Here is a 17179-nt window from a genome sequence, read left to right on the forward strand (position 1 = left end):
CAGCCCTCGGCAGAAGCGCCCGGCCAAGCCCCGCCAAGAACCGCTGGGGGCCGCTGAGAGCCGGACCGGCGGGCGCTCAGACCCCGCAGCGCCCGGCCGTCTCCGCCACGAGCGCGACCGCCTCGGCGACTCCCTCCGCCGTACGGCCGCCCCCGGCGCCGCCCGGCGCACGCTCCAGCGCGTGCACCAAGTCATGTCCGGCCACCGCGACCTGGTCGGCGACCACGAACATCCCCGCGTCCGGCATGGTCCGCGGCGGGGTTCCCGGCTCCTCGAGACGCTGTGCGCGCAGCGACAATTCCCTTGCCAGCGCCAGTCCCGCGGCCGCGGCGCCCGCGCGCAGCCGGGACTGCGGCAGGGCGCGCAGCCGGTCGGCGAGCCGGTCGACGGCGGTCAGCAGCGGGGTCACATCATCCACGCCCCGAGCGTATGCGCCACCGACGGACTGTTGCCAACGGGCGAACACTCAGGCACGGTGAGCTGAAGGAAACCCGGGCCTGGGCCCGGGACCGGAATGGACGCGTCCGGAGGCGCCGATGTCCCAAATCTTCTCCGACGAGACTCACCGGAACCTACTCTCCCGCATCCCCCACTGCACAGGCCGTGAAGTCGCCGACTGGCTGCGCACGATCGACGAGGGCCCCGCTTTCTTCCGCTTCGAGGAGAAGGTCAGCTGGCTGCGTGGTGAGCATCAGCTCGCCTACGGTCACGCGAAAGCCATCGTCCACGAACACGATTTGAGGCGCGCGGCACGCAAGCTGCTGTAGCCCCTGCCCGGAGGCAGAAGCGTGTATGACAGACCCACCCGACAGGACGGCCCAAGCCGCATAGGAAGAAGGGCCCGCGGAGGTCATCGCCTCCGCGGGCCCTTCTGTGTGGTGCGTCCACGGGGTGCGTCAAGCGCTACGCGCCTGACGCGCGCTAGTCCCTGAAGATGGAGATCAGCCGGAGCAGCTCCAGGTAGATCCAGACCAGCGACAGCGTCAGACCGAAGGCGGCCAGCCAGGACTCCTCGCGCGGAGCGCCGTACCGGACGCCGTCCTCCACCTGCTTGAAGTCCATCGCCAGGAACGCCGCGCCGAGCACGACACCGACGAGGCCGAAGACGATGCCGAGGCCACCGCTGCGGAAGCCGAGGCCGTCACCGCCGCCGAAGGCGGCGAACAGCAGGTTGACCGTCATCAGCAGCAGGAAGCCGATGGCGGCGGCGAGCACAAAGCGCTGGAACCGCGCGTTCACCCGGATGAGGCGGGTCTTGTACGCGACCAGCACACCGACGAACACGGCCATCGTGCCGAGCACGGCCTGCATCGGGATGCCGGACCAGCGGTCGTTGTAGACCTGGCTGATGACACCGAGGAAGAGGCCCTCGAAGAGGGCGTAACCGATGATCAGCGCGGGCGAGACCGTGCGCTTGAACGACTGGACGAGGCCGAGCACCATCGCCACGAGCGCGGCGCCGAAGCCCACGCCCACCGGAAGCTGCGCGATCCAGGCGACCGCGGCGGCGACGATGACGGTACCGAGGGTCATACCGGTGCGCATGACGACGTCGTCCATCGTCATGCGGCCGGTCTGCAGCGGGCTCGCCGGCGGCGCGCCGTACATCTGCTGCATCTGCTCGGGGGTCAGGTTCTGCTGGGCGTCCGCCGCATAGGGGTTCGTGGGCGCCTGCGCGTACGGGTTACCGCCGGCGTACGGATTGCCCTGACCGGCGACGGGGCTCCCGGCCTGCGGCGCCGCGCCGAAACCGGCGTAGCCGCCGCTGCGGCTGAACCCCCGTCGCGAGAAGACCGGGTTGCTGCTCCTCATCTCACTCCTCCATGGCCGCCGGGCGCGACCTTGACTCAAGAGTAATGGGTAAGCAAAGAAAGCACCCTAGTGCCCAAGGAGGATCTTTTCACGCAGCGGGGTGCCGCGCGAGGCCCCTGCGGGCCCCGCGTACGCACAGTGGGCGACCACTCCCACACGCTGAGTGCGCCCACGGGATCTGGAGGTGCCCGGAACCGGACTTGAACCGGTACGCCCGCGAGGGCAGCGAGGTTTAAGCTCGCCGTGTCTGCATTCCACCATCCGGGCCCAGCGGGTCCCCCTGAGCCGTACGGAGCGCATACGACCCTCCCCTGGAAGAGAGCAGCACGAGCCTATCCGGGGACATGCCCCCGCACAGTGAATCCGCAGACCGAGGTTGTCTTATTTTATTGGCAACTGAGGGTGCATCAGCATCGGGGCGGGGTACCCGGCGACGCCGGCGGCCATTGGACCTGCCGATATGCCCTGAACCCCCATTAACTGCGGATTGACGCAATCTCGTCGTCCCGTCCGGGGGTTCGTCTCCTACTCAAGGAGGACTCCGTCTCCGCCGCCTACATCGCGAGGCCCCCCGCAGAACCGGAGCACGGGGTGATCCCCCCGCGCCTCCCAACCGGAACCATGGAGTGTCGCCCCGCCCACTCCCGTAGAGCACGACAGGAGCCATCCACCGTGACCACGACCCCCTACGGCGTTGACACCGCCCTCCGCGCCACCGCGGCGGCCGCCCGCGCCACGGACCTCTGCAAGGTCTACGGCGCGGGCGAGACCCAGGTGAACGCCCTGGACTCCGTCTCCGTCGAGTTCCACCAGGCCGAGTTCACCGCGATCATGGGCCCCTCCGGCTCCGGCAAGTCGACGCTGATGCACTGCATGGCGGGCCTCGACACGGTCTCCAGCGGCTCGGCCCGGATCGGCGACGTCGAACTCACCACGCTCAAGGACAAGAAGCTCACCCAGCTGCGCCGCGACAAGATCGGCTTCATCTTCCAGGCGTTCAACCTGCTGCCGACGCTGAACGCGCTGGAGAACATCACCCTTCCGATGGACATCGCGGGCCGTAAGGCCGACCAGGCGTGGCTGGACCAGGTCGTGGCCACGGTCGGTCTGGCCGGGCGGCTCAAGCACCGCCCCAGCCAGCTGTCGGGTGGTCAGCAGCAGCGTGTCGCCGTGGCCCGCGCCCTGGCCGGCCAGCCGGAGATCATCTTCGCCGACGAGCCGACCGGCAACCTGGACTCCCGCTCCGGCGCGGAGGTCCTGGGCTTCCTCCGCAACTCGGTGCGCGAAATGGGCCAGACGATCGTGATGGTGACCCACGACCCGGTCGCCGCCTCCTACTCCGACCGGGTGGTCTTCCTCGCCGACGGCCGGATCGTGGACGAGCTGCGCAACCCCACCGCCGACTCGGTCCTGGACCGCATGAAGCGCTTTGACGCCAAGGGCCGCACGAGCTGACGCGGGGCGCGCGCCCGCCGCCGCACGCCGCCTCGCACCTCCCCTCCCCACCCTTCAGGACTGACACCCCATGCTCCGTACCGCCTTGCGCAACGTGCTCGCGCACAAGGCCCGGCTGCTGATGACCGTGCTCGCCGTCATGCTCGGCGTGGCCTTCGTCTCCGGCACCCTGGTTTTCACCAACACCATCTCCGACGCCTATCAGAAGAGCTCCGAGAAGGGATTCGAGGGCGTCGACGTCGCCATCACCCCCGACGGGGACCAGGACGACTCGGCCAACCCCGGTGCACCGCCCCGGCTGAGCCAGCAGGTGCTCGACAAGGCGGCCGAGGTGCCCGGCGCCGCCGGTGTCCACGGTGTGGTGACCGGCTACGCCGCCCTGTCCGACAAGGACGGCGACCTGCTCGGCAACGGCTTCTCCAACCTCGGCGGCAACTACTACCCGGGAGCCGACGGCAAGGACTCCCGGTACACGCTGACCGAGGGCCGCGCCCCCCAGAACGCGGGGGAGGTCGCGCTCGACTCCAAGTCCGCCGAGCGCGGCCACTACAAGGCCGGGGACTCCATCCGGGTGTCGGTCGACGGCCCGGTGCGCACCGAGAAGATCGTCGGCGTCTTCACCACCGACGACGGCAATGTGACGGCCGGCGGCACCCTGGCGCTGTTCGACACCGCCACCGCCCAGAAGCTGTTCGCCAAGCCCGGACAGTACGACGAGATCGATGTGAAGGCCGCCGCGGGGACCTCGCAGGCCGAGCTGAAGTCCGCGGTCGACAAGATCCTGCCCGCGCAGGCCAAGTCCGCCACCGGTCAGAAGCTCGCCGATGACCAGGCCGAGGCGATCAAGCAGCAGATGAGCAACATGCAGACCGCGCTGCTGGTGTTCGCCGGGATCGCGCTGTTCGTCGGCATCTTCATCATCGCCAACACCTTCTCCATGCTGGTCGCCCAGCGCACCAAGGAGCTCGCCCTGCTGCGCGCGGTGGGCGCGACCCGCCGTCAGGTGACCCGCTCGGTGCTGATCGAGGCCACCGTCGTGGGCGCCGTCGCGGCCGTGGTGGGCCTGGCCGCCGGTATCGGCATCGGCGCCGGGCTGCGCTCGCTGCTCAACTCCACCGGGGCGGTCGTCCCGGACGGCCCGCTGGTCGTCCAGCCGACCACCGTGCTGGTCTCGTTGCTCGTGGGCGTCGTGGTGACCGTGCTCTCCGCCTGGCTGCCGGGCCGCCGCGCCGCCAAGATTCCGCCGGTCGCCGCGATGAACAGCGTGCACGCCACGCCGACCACCCGCGGTCTGGTGGTCCGCAACACCATCGGCGCGATCCTCGCCGCGGGCGGTGCCGCGCTGGTACTGGCCGGTGCGGGCATGGGTGGCGACGGCAAGGGCCCGATGGGCTTCGGCGCGGTCGTCCTGGTGATCGGCGTCTTCGTCCTCACCCCGCTGCTGTCCCGGCCGCTGATCGCGGCCTCGGCCCCGGTGCTGCGACTGTTCGGGATGTCCGGCAAGCTCGCCCGGCAGAACGCGGTGCGCAACCCGCGCCGTACCGCCGCCACCGCCTCCGCGCTGATGATCGGCCTCACCCTGATCACCGGCATGACGGTGATCGCGGGCAGCCTCCAGCAGGGCATCAACAAGATGGCCGCCGACGGCCTGAAGTCCGACTTCGTCGTCAGCATGGGCGGCGCCGACGGCTCGCGGCCGCTGTCGCCCGAGGTGGCCAGGAACCTGGGCAAGCTGCCCGAGGTCACCACGATCAGCCCGCTGCGCGCCTCCGCGGCCCGGGTCGGCGGCGACTCCGACTCCCTGACCGGTGTCGACCCGGGGGCCATCAAGGACCTGGTCAACGTGGACTTCACCGAGGGCTCGTTCTCCGCGCTCGGTGGCACCAAGGTCGTCATCGACAGCAAGACCGCCGACAGGCACCACTGGAAGCTCGGCTCCACCGTCCCGGTGACCTACGAGGACGGCAGCGCCGGCCGGCTGACCGTGGGCGGTGTGTACGAGGGCAACCAGATGATCCGCGGTGTCATGGTCGACTACGCCACGGTCACCCCGCACATGTCCACCGTCGCCGACTTCCAGGTGATGCTGCGGACCAAGGGCGGCGCGACGCAGGCCAACAAGGACCTGCTGGAGAAGAGTCTCGGCGACAACCCGGCGATCAAGGTGCAGGACAAGAAGGACATCTCCGACGGGATCGCCCAGGTCTTCACCCTGATGCTGAACATGCTCTACGGGCTGCTCGCCATGGCCGTGATCGTCGCGGTGCTCGGCGTCATCAACACCCTGGCGATGTCGGTCTTCGAACGGTCCCAGGAGATCGGCATGCTGCGGGCGATCGGCCTGGACCGGCGCGGCGTCAAGCGGATGGTGCGGCTGGAGTCGCTGGTCATCTCGCTCTTCGGCGGTGTGCTCGGCCTCAGCCTCGGCGTCTTCTTCGGCTGGGCGGTCGGTGAGCTGGTCGCCAACGCCCTGCCGACCTACGAGCTGGTGCTGCCGTGGGGCCGGATGGGCCTGTTCCTGGTGATGGCCGCCTTCGTGGGCGTGATCGCGGCGCTGTGGCCGGCCCGGCGGGCCGCCAAGCTCAACATGCTGGCCGCCATCAAGGCCGAGTAGCGGCACCCCGGACCGGGGAGCGTCCCCGTCCGCCCCTCTCCGGGGCGGGCGGGGACGTCCGTGTTTCAGCCGCTCTCAGCCGCTCGGCCGCGCCAGTCGCGGGTGCGCAGCGGAAGCCCCGAGGCGCCGCTCTCGGGGGTGCGGACGGCGAGGATCTGGTTGACCCCGATCCGGTTGCGTTCGAAGGAGAGGGCGGAGGCGGCCATGTAGAGCCGCCAGACCCGGGCCCGCCCCGGGGAGGTCAGCCGCACGGCCTGCGCCCAGGACCGCTCCAGGTTGGCGACCCAGCCGCGCAGCGTGAGCGCGTAGTGCTCGCGGATCGCCTCCACGTCGCGCACCTCGAAGCCCGCCTCCTCCAGCTGGGTGACGGTCCGGCCAACCGGCGCGAGTTCACCGTCGGGGAAGACGTAGCGGTCGATGAACTCGTCCACCTGGTACGCCTCCTCGTCCGGCTGGGGGCGCCGGGCGATCTGGTGGTTCAGCAGCCGCCCGCCGGGCCTGAGCAGCCGGTGCAGGATCGCGGTGTACTCCGCGTAGCGCACGGCGCCCACGTGCTCGGCCATGCCGATCGAGGAGATGGCGTCGTAGGGGCCGTCCGGGACCTCGCGGTAGTCCTGGACCCGGATCTCCACCTGGCCGGTGAGCCCGGCGTCCGCGACGCGCTTACGGGCGTACGCCGCCTGCTCCTCGGAGAGCGTGACGCCGACGGCGCTCACCCCGTACTCGCGCGCCGCGTGCAGCACCATCGAGCCCCAGCCGCACCCCACGTCCAGCAGCCGCTGGCCGGGCCGCAGGGCGAGCTTGCGGCAGACCAGGTCGAGCTTGGCCCGCTGGGCCTCCTCGAGCGTGCCGTCGGCGCTGTCCCAGTAGGCGCAGGAGTAGACCATCGACGGGCCGAGCACCAGCTCGTAGAAGTCGTTGCCGACGTCGTAGTGGTGGCTGATGGCCTTTTTGTCGCGGCGCAGGGTGTGCAGCGGGCCGTGGGAGGTCCGGGCCTCCTCGCGGGGCGGCGGCGGGGGCAGTCCCGGCCCGGCGAGCGCGAGCAGCTCCCGGGCGGCGGTGCGCAGCGCGGGGTCGCGCAGCGCCTGGAGAGCGGTGCGGAGCCGGGACCGCGGCTGGCCGGCGGGGTCGCGCTCCCAGATCAGTCCGGCCAGCCGGTCCAGGGCGTCGTACAGATCGCCCTCGACATCGATGTCTCCGGCGACCCAGGCGCGGGCCAGCCCCAGCTCGCCCGGCCGCCACAGCAGCCGGCGCAGCGCCCGGCGCCGCCGGACCACCAGGGTGGGAGCGCCGGGCGGGCCGGTCTCGCTGTGGTCCCAGGCCCGGATACGGATCGGGAGGGGGGCTCCCAGCACCTCCTCGGCCAGGGTGACGATCCGCCCAGCGGCGTCGGCCATGTCGCACCTCCGTGATGGCGAGTCAAGAAGATTCACTCACCACGTAAACACCATGGAACCCGCCGTACAGTCCCGCCGACACGTTTGGATACGGCAAAACAGCGTCAAAAAGCCGGATCGGCGGAGGGCATGCGTAAGGGCGTCCGCCCCACGGATGGCGGACGCCCTCGGCGTCGGTCGTGCTGGGCCGGTCCCCTCGTGCTGGTCCGGCCCTTGAGGTCAGGACGCCTTGGCCTTCTCGGCCGGGGCCGGCTTGGCAGCGGCGGCGGCGCTGACCGGGGAGGCGGCCTCGTAGAACTCCTCGCGGGGGTTCTCGATGGCGCCGAGCGAGACGACCTCGCGCTTGAGGAACATCCCCAGCGTCCAGTCGGCGAGCACCCGGATCTTGCGGTTGAAGGTCGGCATGGCCATGCCGTGGTAGCCACGGTGCATGTACCAGGCGAGGCGCCCCTTCAGCTTGATCTTCATCTTGCCGAAGACGATCATCGCGACGCCCTTGTGCAGGCCCAGGCCCGCGACGGCGCCCTTGTTGGCGTGCTTGTACTCCTTCTGCGGGAAGCCCCGCATACCGGAGACGACGTTGTCACCGAGGACCTTGGCCTGACGCAGCGCGTGCTGGGCGTTCGGCGGGCACCAGGCGCCCTCGCCGACGGCGAGGTCCGGGACCTGGGCGTTGTCACCGGCGGCCCAGATGTAGTCACTGCCCTGGACCTGGAGGGTCGGGGCGGTGTCCACGTGGCCGCGCGGGCCGAGCGGGAGGCCGAACCGGGCCAGCGCCGGGTTGGGCTTGACGCCGGCGGTCCACACGATGGTGTTGGAGTCGACCTCGAGTCCGTTCTTGAGGACGACGTGGCCGTCGACGCAGGAGTCCATGGAGGTCTGGAGGTAGACCTCGACACCGCGCTTCTTGAGGTGCTCCAGACCCCACTGGCCGAGCTTCGGGCCGACCTCGGGGAGGATCTTGTCGGCGGCGTCGACGAGGATGAAGCGCATGTCCTCGCGCTTCACGTTCGGGTAGTACTTGGCCGCGTCGCGGGCCATGTCCTCGACCTCGCCGATGGTCTCCGCGCCGGCGAAGCCACCGCCGACGAAGACGAAGGTGAGCGCCTTGCGGCGGATCTCCTCGTCCGTCGTGGAATCGGCCTTGTCGAGCTGCTCGAGGACGTGGTTGCGCAGGCCGATGGCCTCCTCTATGCCCTTCATACCGATGCCGTTCTCCGCGAGACCGGGGATCGGGAAGGTGCGGGAGACCGCGCCGAGCGCGACGACCAGGTAGTCGAAGGGCAGCTCGTACGTCTCGCCGACGAGCGGCTGGATGACGGCGACCTTGCGGTCCTGGTCGATGGTCGACACGCGGCCGGTGAGGACCTCCGCCTTGGGGAGCACGCGCCGCAGCGGAACCACGACGTGGCGCGGGGAGATGCTGCCGGCCGCAGCTTCGGGGAGGAAGGGCTGGTACGTCATGTACGAGCGGGGGTCGACGACCGTGACGGTCGCCTCGCCGTACCGCATCTTCTTGAGGATGCGGCGCGCCGCGTACAGGCCTACGTACCCACCGCCTACAACGAGGATCCTGGGACGCTCCGTGGTGCTCATGTTTCGAGTATCCAGCACCCCCTGGGGGGCACCTCGTGAGCCCCTTCACAAGCATGGTGAAGGCATCTGCTACACTCCGCCGCCCTCGTGACGGACGCCATACCGGCGGAGGGGAACCACCGAGCGGATCACGACGTTGACAGCCCCCCTGATCAGGGCTTGCCGTTGAACGCGGGAGTAGACCACGGGGTCCGCGCGGGGCCGCGCGACACCACCCGGACAGCTCACGATCCGGTCAGCGGCCGGGTCCGACCACGGAAACCGCCCCGGACGGCCGCATCGGGCGGCTACCAGGCGTCTTTTTCATGTGAAGAGTTTCACGAACTTTCTTCGAGGCGGCTCGCGGAAGGCCCTCGAAGGGGGTTCCGCGGCCGCTCATACGTTATCTGGCCCGCTCAGGCGATGCTCCAGGCGATGCCGTCGAGGATGTCATGTTCGCTGACCACGACCTCCTCGGCACCGGTCCGTTCCATGATCGAAAGCAGGATGAGCGCCCCCGCACCGATCACATCGACCCGCCCCGGGTGCATCACCGGAATCTCCGACCGCTCGGCGTGGGTGGAGCCGAGCAGCCTTTCGGTGATCTCGCGGACCTGGTCCACGGTGATCCGGGAGTGATGGATCGCGGCGGAGTCGTACTCCTTCAGGCCCAGCGCGATCCCGGCCACGGTGGTGACCGAGCCGGCCAGTCCGACCAGAGCGTGGCCGTCCGCGGGACGGCAGACCCGGCTGAGCGGCACGGTCCGCTCGGCCAGGTCCAGCGCCTCCGCCACATCGCGCCGTATCGCGCCGATCTGAGCCTCCGTCGGGGGGTCGGTGATCCGGCCGTCCACCACCAGGTGACGCTCGGTCAGCCGGACGCAGCCGATGTCCACACTGCGCGCCGCCCGCACCCCCTCGCCGCCCTCGACGAACTCCGTCGAGCCGCCGCCGATGTCCACCACCAGATACGGCCCCGCCACATGATCATGCCCCATGAGCTCCTTGGTGGCCCCGGTGAAGGAGAACTCCGCCTCCTGGTCCCCGGTGATCACCTCGGGCTCGACGCCCAGGATCGCCACCACCCCGCGGACGAACTCCTCGCGGTTCTCGGCGTCGCGGGAGGCGGAGGTGGCGACGAAGCGGACGCGCTCGGCGCCCAGCTCACGGATGACCGACGCGTACTCGCGGCAGGCGGCGAAGGTGCGCTCCAGGGCCTCGGGGGCGAGCCGGCCGGTGCGGTCCACGCCCTGCCCCAGCCGGACGATCTTCATCCGGCGGTCGAGCTGGTTCAGCTCCCCGGTGGCCGGATCGGCGTCGGCCACCAGCAGCCGGATCGAGTTGGTGCCGCAGTCCACGGCGGCGACACGGGTCATGCGCTCTTCTCCTCGCCGGTCACGCCGGTCTCGCCGGTCTCGCCGGTCTCGTCCCTGTTCTCGTCCCCGTGCTGATCCGCACCGCACGGGGCGACGCACGGGCCCTTGCGCCACCACTCCGGCAGCATCGCGAGGGCCTCGTCCCCGAGCGGATTGACGCCGGGGCCGGCCGCGAGGGCGTGGGCGACCAGGACGTGCAGGCATTTCACCCGGTCCGGCATCCCGCCCGCGCTGGGGAAGCCCTGGAGCACCTCGATGGCGTCGCGGCGCGCGATGTAGTCCTCGTGGGCGGCGCGGTAGGCGGCGGCGAGGTCGGGATCGGTGGCCAGCCGGGCGGTCATCTCCTTCATCACGCCCCCGGCCTCCAGCGTGCCGATCGCGGACGCGGCGCGCGGACAGGTCAGGTAGTAGAGGGTCGGGAAGGGCGTACCGTCCTCGAGCCGCGGGGCGGTCTCCACGACGTCCGGATGGCCGCAGGGGCAGCGGTGCGCGATCGCACGCAGGCCCCGGGGCACGCGGTTCAGCTGCTCCCGTACGGCGCGGACGTCCGCGTCGGTGGGCGCGGTGGGCTCCGTCTGGGGCGGGGGCGTATCCATGAGTGGGAAAGTTCTTCTTCTTCGTGTCGGTTCGTCACCGGGGTGTCACCGACGGCCGGAGCGCGGCGCCTCAGCGGCGCGCGCTGCCCGCCCCCGGCGTGTCCGCCGCGTCCACGGCGTCCCAGAGGTTGGTGTACCACGGGCGGTCGGCCGCGCCCTGGTCGATGGAGTGCTCGGCGGAGCCGCTGCCGTCCGCCACGCTGAAGCCGGTCTCCCCCGGCTTGAGGAAGTGCAGCCGTTCCCGGGCCTGCTGCTCGGTGTAGGCGGGGTCGCGCAGCCGGGCCTTCTGCTCCCGCAGCTTCTTGACGTCCTCGCGGGCCCGCTGGGCCTCGCGCCGCTGCTCGGCGATGTCCGAGCGCTGGGAGATGTACTGCCGCATCGGATAGGCGAGCGCCACGACGAGGGAGCAGACGACCAGCGCGAGCAGCGCCGCGCGGCCGGTCAGCCGGCCCCGGCGGCGCTTGGTCCGCACGCGGTAGACCCGGGCGGCGGCGTGCTCGCCGAGCGCCTTGAGCCTGGTCGCGGTGGAGAACCGTTCCCGATCCGCCGGCACGTCGCCTCCCCGGTGATGACTTCGCTTGCGTAACGCCGTCCCCGGCCACGGTACGGGACCGCGGCCGGGGACATGCGTCAGACGGGTCCGCTCCCCGGAGGGAAGGGTCAGCCCTTGAAGCGCGGGAAGGCCGAGCGGCCCGCGTACACCGCGGCGTCGTCGAGGATCTCCTCGATGCGCAGCAGCTGGTTGTACTTGGCCACCCGCTCGGAGCGGGCCGGGGCGCCGGTCTTGATCTGGCCGCAGTTGGTGGCGACGGCCAGGTCGGCGATGGTGACGTCCTCGGTCTCACCGGAGCGGTGCGACATCATGCACTTGTAGCCGTTGCGCTGGGCCAGCTCGACCGCGTCCAGGGTCTCGGTCAGCGAGCCGATCTGGTTGACCTTGACCAGCAGCGCGTTCGCGGTGTCGTTCTCGATACCGCGGGACAGCCGCTCCGGGTTGGTGACGAAGAGGTCGTCGCCGACCAGCTGGACCTTGTCGCCGAGCTGCTCGGTGATGGTCTTCCAGCCGTCCCAGTCCTCCTCGTTCAGCGGGTCCTCGATGGAGACCAGCGGGTACGCCGCGACCAGCTCGGCGTAGTACGAGGTCATCTCGGCGGCGGTCCGGGACTGGCCCTCGAACTGGTACGCGCCGTCCTTGTAGAACTCGGAGGCGGCGACGTCGAGCGCGAGCGCGATGTCCTGGCCCGGCTGGTAGCCGGCCTTCTTGATGGCCTCGACGATCAGGTCGAGGGCCTCACGGTTGGAGCCGAGGTTCGGCGCGAAACCGCCCTCGTCGCCGAGGCCGGTGGACAGGCCCCGCTCCTTCAGCACGGACTTCAGCGTGTGGTAGACCTCGGCGCCCCAGCGCAGGGCCTCGGAGAAGGACTCCGCGCCGATCGGAGCGATCATGAACTCCTGGATGTCCACGTTGGAGTCGGCGTGCGACCCGCCGTTGAGGATGTTCATCATCGGGACCGGCAGCAGATGGGCGTTCGGGCCGCCGAGGTAACGGAAGAGCGGGAGGTCGGACGCCTCGGAGGCGGCGTGCGCGACGGCCAGGGAGACGCCGAGGATGGCGTTGGCGCCGAGCGAGGACTTGTCCGGGGTGGCGTCCAGGTCGAACATCGCCTGGTCGATCAGGCGCTGCTCGGTGGCGTCGTAGCCGACCAGCTCGGGGCCGATCTGCTCGATGACGGCGAGGACGGCCTTCTCCACGCCCTTGCCGTTGTAACGGTTCTTGTCGCCGTCACGGAGCTCGAGGGCCTCGAAGGCGCCGGTGGAGGCGCCGGACGGAACGGCGGCACGGCCGGTGCTGCCGTCGTCGAGGCCGACCTCGACCTCGACCGTGGGGTTGCCTCGCGAGTCGAGGATCTCGCGAGCTACGACGACGTCGATGGACGGCACGAGGTTCTCCTTCGTATGGGTCTGCGGTAGCAGCACGAGCCTAACGGGCCGGGAGGGCTGCGCCCCGCGTTCGCCCGTCCCACGAGACGGGACGTGACACAAAAAGCCAGATTCAGGATTGAATATCCAGATTTCTCTGGAATGGGTGGCCCGCTATGCGTGAGCCCCGGCCGGGCGCGCCATGGGGCGGCACGCCCGGCCGGGGCCCGTTCTCAGCCGGCCCTCAGGCGGCTGCTCAGCTGAGGTGCAGCCGCTGACCCGGGTAGATCAGGTCGGCCTTCTCGACGATGTCCTTGTTCAGCTGGAAGAGCTTCTTCCAGCCACCCTTGACATGGTGCGCCTCGGCGATCTTGCCGAGGGTGTCGCCGGACTTGACCTTGTACTCGCCGTCACCCTTCTTGATCGGACCGCGCGCCTGCTGACGCGCGGCGTGCTGGGACGCGGTACGGGGCTGCGCCTTCGGCTGGGCGGGCTTGGCGGCCGGGGCCGACTTAGTGGAGGTTCCGCCCTGCGCACCGGAAGACGTCGAAGGCGCGGCGGGCGCCGAGGGTGCGGACGGGCTGCCGCCGGCGGTCAGGCCCTTGCCGCAGACCGGCCAGGCACCCTTGCCCTGGCTGCCGAGGACCTTCTCGGCGATCTGTATCTGCTGGCCCTTGCTGGCCTTGTCCGCGGTGGGGGCGAACGCGGTACCGCCGTAGGCGGCCCAGGTGGAGCTCGAGAACTGCAGACCGCCGTAGTAGCCGTTGCCGGTGTTGATCGACCAGTTACCACCGGACTCGCACTGCGCGACCTCGTCCCACTGAGAGGTGGTGGCCGCGGAGGCGGAGGTGGCCCCGATGAGCGGTGCCGCCACGGCGGCGCCGGCCAGACCGGTGAGCGCGGCGATACGGGTGGCCTTGGAGGGGCGGCGGTGCTTCCCGTTGGACTTGAGCATCGTTGGTTCGTTTCCTCACCGACGCCTACGAGGTGAGCTGTCGGGTTCGGACGTGAGTTGCCCGGCCGGTCGCGATGGTCGCGTCCGGCTTCACCCCTAGCCGACGAGCCCGTGTCCACAGGCCACTCGGCACCTACCTTGGGTCCCCCGCTCCTGCCTTCGGCGCTGACGCGTCGGTTCCCCCCGACCGCCGGCAGGATTCGGCGTGACGATCGACGGTGCCCGCGGTGGCGAGCGGGAAGACGGTAAACACACCTCCGGAGAAGGTTCAAACACCCCAATCGCAGTGAATGGGGCTGTAATTGATCTCACCCGGCCCACATCAGTGCAGGTGGGCCGGGTGGGGAGGGATCGGACACGCGGTGCGGCCCGGAAAATGTGACGAGATGTATGTCTCACCGGAACCAGATCGGGCAATTCACCCCGAATCACTGCTCCCTGATGGTGAGGTCAAGGCGCTGACCAGGAAGGATCAGGTCGGGGTCGATGCCGATGAGGTCCTCGTTGTCTTCGTAGAGCCCTTGCCAACCACGGCTGAGGTTCTGGTCCTCGGCGATCCCTGACAGGTTGTCACCGGGTCGAACGGTGTAAGCGTCGCCCATGGGGTCCTGGGTGCGGTCCGCGCCATCGCGGGAGGCGTGGCGCCCGGAGGGCCGCGCGTCCCCCGAACCGCCGTCACCGGCCCGCTCCCCGGCGTCCTGGGCGCCACGATGGCGGCCGGTGGGCGCGGGGTCGGCGGAGGAGTCCCCCGCGGACCCCTTCGAGCCCTTGTCCGCGGGCTCGTCCGAGGGTTCGTCCGCGGGCTCGTCTCCCGGCTTCTTCGAGGACTCGCCCGCAGGCTCCTTCGAGGACTCCTCGGAACCGCCCGAAGCGGAGCCGTCCGACGCCGAGCCGTCCAGTCCACCGGGGGACCGCGAGGCGTCGGACGTGTCCGGCCGCTCGGCCGCCCCGGACGCGTCCGACCCCCCGGAGCCGTCGGACCGGCCCGCCCCCGGGGCCGGGTCCGCCTCCGGATCCGTCTCCGGGGTGGCCGTGCGGCCGGGGTTCACATCGGGGGCGTCGGCACTGCCGGTGAGTCCGGTACCCAGCGAACAGTTCGGCCAGGCGGCGGGCCCGCGGTCGCCGAGGATCGATTCGGCGACGGATATCTGCTGGGAGCGGGAGGCCAGGTCGGGGCGCGGGGCGTACTCCGTGCCGCCGTACTTCTTCCACAGGTCGAGGGTCAGCCGCAGTCCGCCGTAGAAGCCGTCGCCCTCGTTGGCGCTCCACATGCCGCCGCTCTCGCATTCGGCGACCCGGTCCCAGGTGTCGGCGTCGGCGGCCTGCGCGCCGGCCGCCCCGAAGAGGGGCATGGCGATGCCCGCGCCCGTGACCCCCGCCGCGACGACGATGGCCGGAGCCTGACGGGGGCGACGGTGTCGACCATTACCGGAACGCATGCGATTGACCTCTCCTGTGGCGAATCGGTTGCCGGTGAACATAGCGACGGCACACGATCATCACAAGGCGATGTATCCCAGGTCACGCCGCGGTCACACGGCCGACCTTTCGTCACCTTTGCCGGGCCGTACGGGTCTTGCCGACCTCACTGGGCCCCGGAGTTCCAGGTCACTGGCAGGGTGCGCAGCCCGCGCATGATGAGCCCGCCGCGCCACCGCAGGTCCTCCGGGTCCGCCGCGAGCCGCAGTCCGGGCAGCCGCCGCAGCAGGGTGCCGATCGCGGTCTGGGCCTCCAGCCGGGCCAGCGGGGCGCCCAGACAGTAATGGATGCCATGGCCGTAGCCCAGGTGCTGGTTGTCGCGGCGGGTGAGGTCGAGGACGTCGGGCGCCTCGAACCGCTCGGGGTCCCGGTCGGCGGCGGCGAGCACCACCAGCACCGGCTCCCCCTCGGCGATGCGCTGCCCCCCGAGGGTGAGCGGCTCGGTGGCGAACCGCCAGGTGGCGATCTCCACCGGCCCGTCGTAGCGCAGCAGCTCCTCGACCCCGGCGGCCAGCAGCCGCTCGTCCCCTTCTGTCAGGGCCCGCTGCATGAGGGCGCGCTGCTCGGGGTGGCGCAGCAGTGCGTAGACGCCGTTGCCGATGAGGTTGACGGTGGTCTCGAAACCGGCGAACAGAAGGATGAAGGCCATGGCCGCGGCCTCGTTCTCGGTGAGGTGCTCACCGTGGTCGCCGGCCCGGATCAGACCGGAGATCAGATCCTCCCCGTCCCCTTCTTCTCTCCGCTCTCCTTCTTCCTGCCGCTCCGCGAGCTCCAGCCGCTTGCGGTGGATCAGCTCGGCGAGATACGCCCGGATCCGCTTCACGGCGCGGGCCACCCCACCGCGCGGGCCCCCGCCGTGCCGGATCATCGTGCCGGCCCAGTCGCGGAAGTCGTCCTGGTCCTCGCGCGGCACCCCGAGCAGATCGCAGATCGCATAGATAGGGAGGGGGAAGGCGAACTCATGGATGAGGTCCGCCTCTCCCCTCTCCTCGAAGGCGTCGATGAGCTGGTCGGTGAGAGTCCGCACCCGGGGGGCGAACGCGGCTACCCGGCGCGGGGTGAAGGCCTTCGACACCAGCCGCCGGAGCCGGGTGTGGTCAGGGGGGTCGATATTGAGCAGATGTGTCATCAGCTCCGCGCGCTGTTCGCCGGGAATGCCCACCTTGCCCTTGGCGTGGGCCGCCGCGCTGTGCCGCTGGGGGTTCTTCGAGAGCCGGGGATCGGCCAGTGCCTTCCTGGCATCGGCGTAGCGGGTCACCAGCCACGCCTCGACACCGCTGGGCAGCGTGGTCCGGCGAACCGGGGCGTGCTCGCGTAGCCAGGCGTAGGCGGGGTAGGGATCGGTGGCGAACTCCCAGGTGAAGAGGGTGGGAGCGGAGCTGTCACGGGGCTGTTCCGACACCCCCCGACGATACCGGCCGAGACTCACCTCTCCGATATACCCCGTTATCCGAAATAACGGAACAACGGAAAAAAGAGGAATAAAAGAAACAACGGGGATAAAGGGAACGCGGCCGCCGTCGACAGGTTGAGCGCTGAGCGGAATTACCCCTTCATCTCCACACATCCTTCACAGTTCATCCACAGGTCGAGGCGAATGCCCGGATATCTGATGGCTGTGGCCATCGCCCGGCGAACGCCCGCACCGCCCCGCCAGAAGACCCCGGAACACGCTCTGACGTCGGCCAACGCGGCGAACAGGCGGTGTGGCTGAAACGGCGTCAGGTGGATGAATGGGACTGGGGCACATGCACGGGGCCCCCTGTCGCCGGTGATACGATCACCGCGCTTGCCAGGCGAGCCAAGGGCGCGTAAAAAACACGGCGATCCGGCACAACAGCCGAGAGGATCCCCACTCTGAGGAGCATTATGCCGCCAGTCGGGCATACGGAGTCGTTCCGGCGACGCACCGACGCCTGCGCGCTGCCGTCGGCAAGACGAGTGCGATGTCCCCGAAACCCGCGGACGCCGTACGGTTGCTGACTTACCGCCTCTCAGAC

The 17179-nt window shown here is 70.2% G+C and carries 14 protein-coding genes, 1 tRNA gene and 1 riboswitch; of the genes, 3 read left to right on the forward strand and 12 right to left on the reverse strand.

The genetic code is table 11. The features are described 5' to 3' along the window. Positions 1–76 precede the first annotated feature (76 nt). A complete protein-coding gene (locus tag N6H00_RS16720; RefSeq protein WP_268972523.1) occupies positions 77–418 on the reverse strand; it encodes a hypothetical protein in 342 nt (113 codons plus the stop codon). A 118-nt stretch (positions 419–536) separates the two neighbouring features. Here N6H00_RS16720 and N6H00_RS16725 point away from each other — a divergent pair, with 118 nt between their 5' ends. Beyond that, positions 537–767, forward strand: a complete 231-nt coding sequence (locus N6H00_RS16725; protein WP_268972524.1) for a DUF4287 domain-containing protein — start codon at positions 537–539, stop codon at positions 765–767. Positions 768–921: 154 nt separating this feature from the next. Here N6H00_RS16725 and N6H00_RS16730 read toward each other — a convergent pair whose 3' ends face one another. Next, complete coding sequence (locus tag N6H00_RS16730) at positions 922–1812, reverse strand: Bax inhibitor-1/YccA family protein (protein WP_268972525.1); 891 nt, start codon at positions 1810–1812, stop codon at positions 922–924. A gap of 185 nt (positions 1813–1997) precedes the next feature. Next, positions 1998–2079: transfer RNA gene (locus N6H00_RS16735), tRNA-Leu, on the reverse strand. Between the two features lie 354 nt (positions 2080–2433). On the opposite strand from N6H00_RS16735, the gene N6H00_RS16740 reads away from it, so the two are divergent. Next, positions 2434–3267, forward strand: a complete 834-nt coding sequence (locus N6H00_RS16740) for an ABC transporter ATP-binding protein (protein ID WP_311036101.1) — start codon at positions 2434–2436, stop codon at positions 3265–3267. 70 nt (positions 3268–3337) lie between these two features. Further along, positions 3338–5881, forward strand: a complete 2544-nt coding sequence (locus tag N6H00_RS16745; RefSeq protein WP_268972527.1) for an ABC transporter permease — start codon at positions 3338–3340, stop codon at positions 5879–5881. Positions 5882–5946: 65 nt separating this feature from the next. On the opposite strand, the gene N6H00_RS16750 is transcribed toward N6H00_RS16745, so the two are convergent. From N6H00_RS16750 to N6H00_RS16790, 9 genes are all read right to left on the reverse strand, one after another. Next, on the reverse strand, positions 5947–7278 hold the full coding sequence (locus N6H00_RS16750; protein WP_268972528.1) for an SAM-dependent methyltransferase: 1332 nt from the start codon (positions 7276–7278) through the stop codon (positions 5947–5949). A 219-nt stretch (positions 7279–7497) separates the two neighbouring features. Beyond that, the gene (locus N6H00_RS16755) at positions 7498–8874 is read right to left on the reverse strand and encodes an NAD(P)/FAD-dependent oxidoreductase (protein WP_268972529.1); all 1377 of its coding nucleotides are present in this window, start codon (positions 8872–8874) and stop codon (positions 7498–7500) included. A gap of 395 nt (positions 8875–9269) precedes the next feature. Further along, positions 9270–10229, reverse strand: a complete 960-nt coding sequence (locus tag N6H00_RS16760; RefSeq protein WP_268972530.1) for a Ppx/GppA phosphatase family protein — start codon at positions 10227–10229, stop codon at positions 9270–9272. Continuing rightward, positions 10226–10825 (reverse strand): DUF501 domain-containing protein, encoded by a 600-nt coding sequence (locus tag N6H00_RS16765; protein WP_268972531.1) that lies wholly within the window; start codon positions 10823–10825, stop codon positions 10226–10228. Before N6H00_RS16765 ends, N6H00_RS16760 begins: the two co-directional genes overlap by 4 nt. A 70-nt stretch (positions 10826–10895) precedes the next feature. Beyond that, complete coding sequence (locus N6H00_RS16770; RefSeq protein WP_268972532.1) at positions 10896–11378, reverse strand: FtsB family cell division protein; 483 nt, start codon at positions 11376–11378, stop codon at positions 10896–10898. Between the two features lie 107 nt (positions 11379–11485). Continuing rightward, positions 11486–12766: a phosphopyruvate hydratase gene (gene eno, locus N6H00_RS16775; RefSeq protein ID WP_268972533.1), complete on the reverse strand. Its 1281-nt coding sequence runs from the start codon at positions 12764–12766 to the stop codon at positions 11486–11488. A 235-nt stretch (positions 12767–13001) separates the two neighbouring features. Next, positions 13002–13700 carry a LysM peptidoglycan-binding domain-containing protein gene (locus N6H00_RS16780; protein WP_268972534.1) on the reverse strand — a complete coding sequence of 233 codons (699 nt, stop codon included), beginning with the start codon at positions 13698–13700 and terminating at the stop codon, positions 13002–13004. A 7-nt stretch (positions 13701–13707) separates the two neighbouring features. Beyond that, a riboswitch (cyclic di-AMP (ydaO/yuaA leader) is annotated at positions 13708–13875 on the reverse strand. 253 nt (positions 13876–14128) lie between these two features. Next, positions 14129–15139, reverse strand: coding sequence for a transglycosylase family protein (locus N6H00_RS16785; RefSeq protein WP_268972535.1), 1011 nt, complete (start codon positions 15137–15139; stop codon positions 14129–14131). A gap of 146 nt (positions 15140–15285) precedes the next feature. Then, on the reverse strand, positions 15286–16581 hold the full coding sequence (locus N6H00_RS16790; RefSeq protein WP_268972536.1) for a cytochrome P450 family protein: 1296 nt from the start codon (positions 16579–16581) through the stop codon (positions 15286–15288). Positions 16582–17179: the final 598 nt, after the last annotated feature.

Origin of the sequence: Streptomyces sp. S465 (assembly GCF_026898115.1) — a bacterium.
In the GTDB taxonomy this organism is placed as follows: Bacteria; Actinomycetota; Actinomycetes; order Streptomycetales; family Streptomycetaceae; genus Streptomyces; species Streptomyces luomodiensis.

What these genes read in the sequence shown, in the direction of transcription:
- N6H00_RS16725 (WP_268972524.1), top strand. Translation starts at nt 537, where the DNA reads ATGTCCCAAATCTTCTCCGACGAGACTCACCGGAACCTACTCTCCCGC.
- N6H00_RS16730 (WP_268972525.1), bottom strand. Translation starts at nt 1,812, where the DNA reads ATGAGGAGCAGCAACCCGGTCTTCTCGCGACGGGGGTTCAGCCGCAGC.
- N6H00_RS16740 (WP_311036101.1), top strand. Translation starts at nt 2,434, where the DNA reads ATGGAGTGTCGCCCCGCCCACTCCCGTAGAGCACGACAGGAGCCATCC.
- N6H00_RS16745 (WP_268972527.1), top strand. Translation starts at nt 3,338, where the DNA reads ATGCTCCGTACCGCCTTGCGCAACGTGCTCGCGCACAAGGCCCGGCTG.
- N6H00_RS16750 (WP_268972528.1), bottom strand. Translation starts at nt 7,278, where the DNA reads ATGGCCGACGCCGCTGGGCGGATCGTCACCCTGGCCGAGGAGGTGCTG.
- N6H00_RS16755 (WP_268972529.1), bottom strand. Translation starts at nt 8,874, where the DNA reads ATGAGCACCACGGAGCGTCCCAGGATCCTCGTTGTAGGCGGTGGGTAC.
- N6H00_RS16760 (WP_268972530.1), bottom strand. Translation starts at nt 10,229, where the DNA reads ATGACCCGTGTCGCCGCCGTGGACTGCGGCACCAACTCGATCCGGCTG.
- N6H00_RS16765 (WP_268972531.1), bottom strand. Translation starts at nt 10,825, where the DNA reads ATGGATACGCCCCCGCCCCAGACGGAGCCCACCGCGCCCACCGACGCG.
- N6H00_RS16780 (WP_268972534.1), bottom strand. Translation starts at nt 13,700, where the DNA reads ATGCTCAAGTCCAACGGGAAGCACCGCCGCCCCTCCAAGGCCACCCGT.
- N6H00_RS16785 (WP_268972535.1), bottom strand. Translation starts at nt 15,139, where the DNA reads ATGCGTTCCGGTAATGGTCGACACCGTCGCCCCCGTCAGGCTCCGGCC.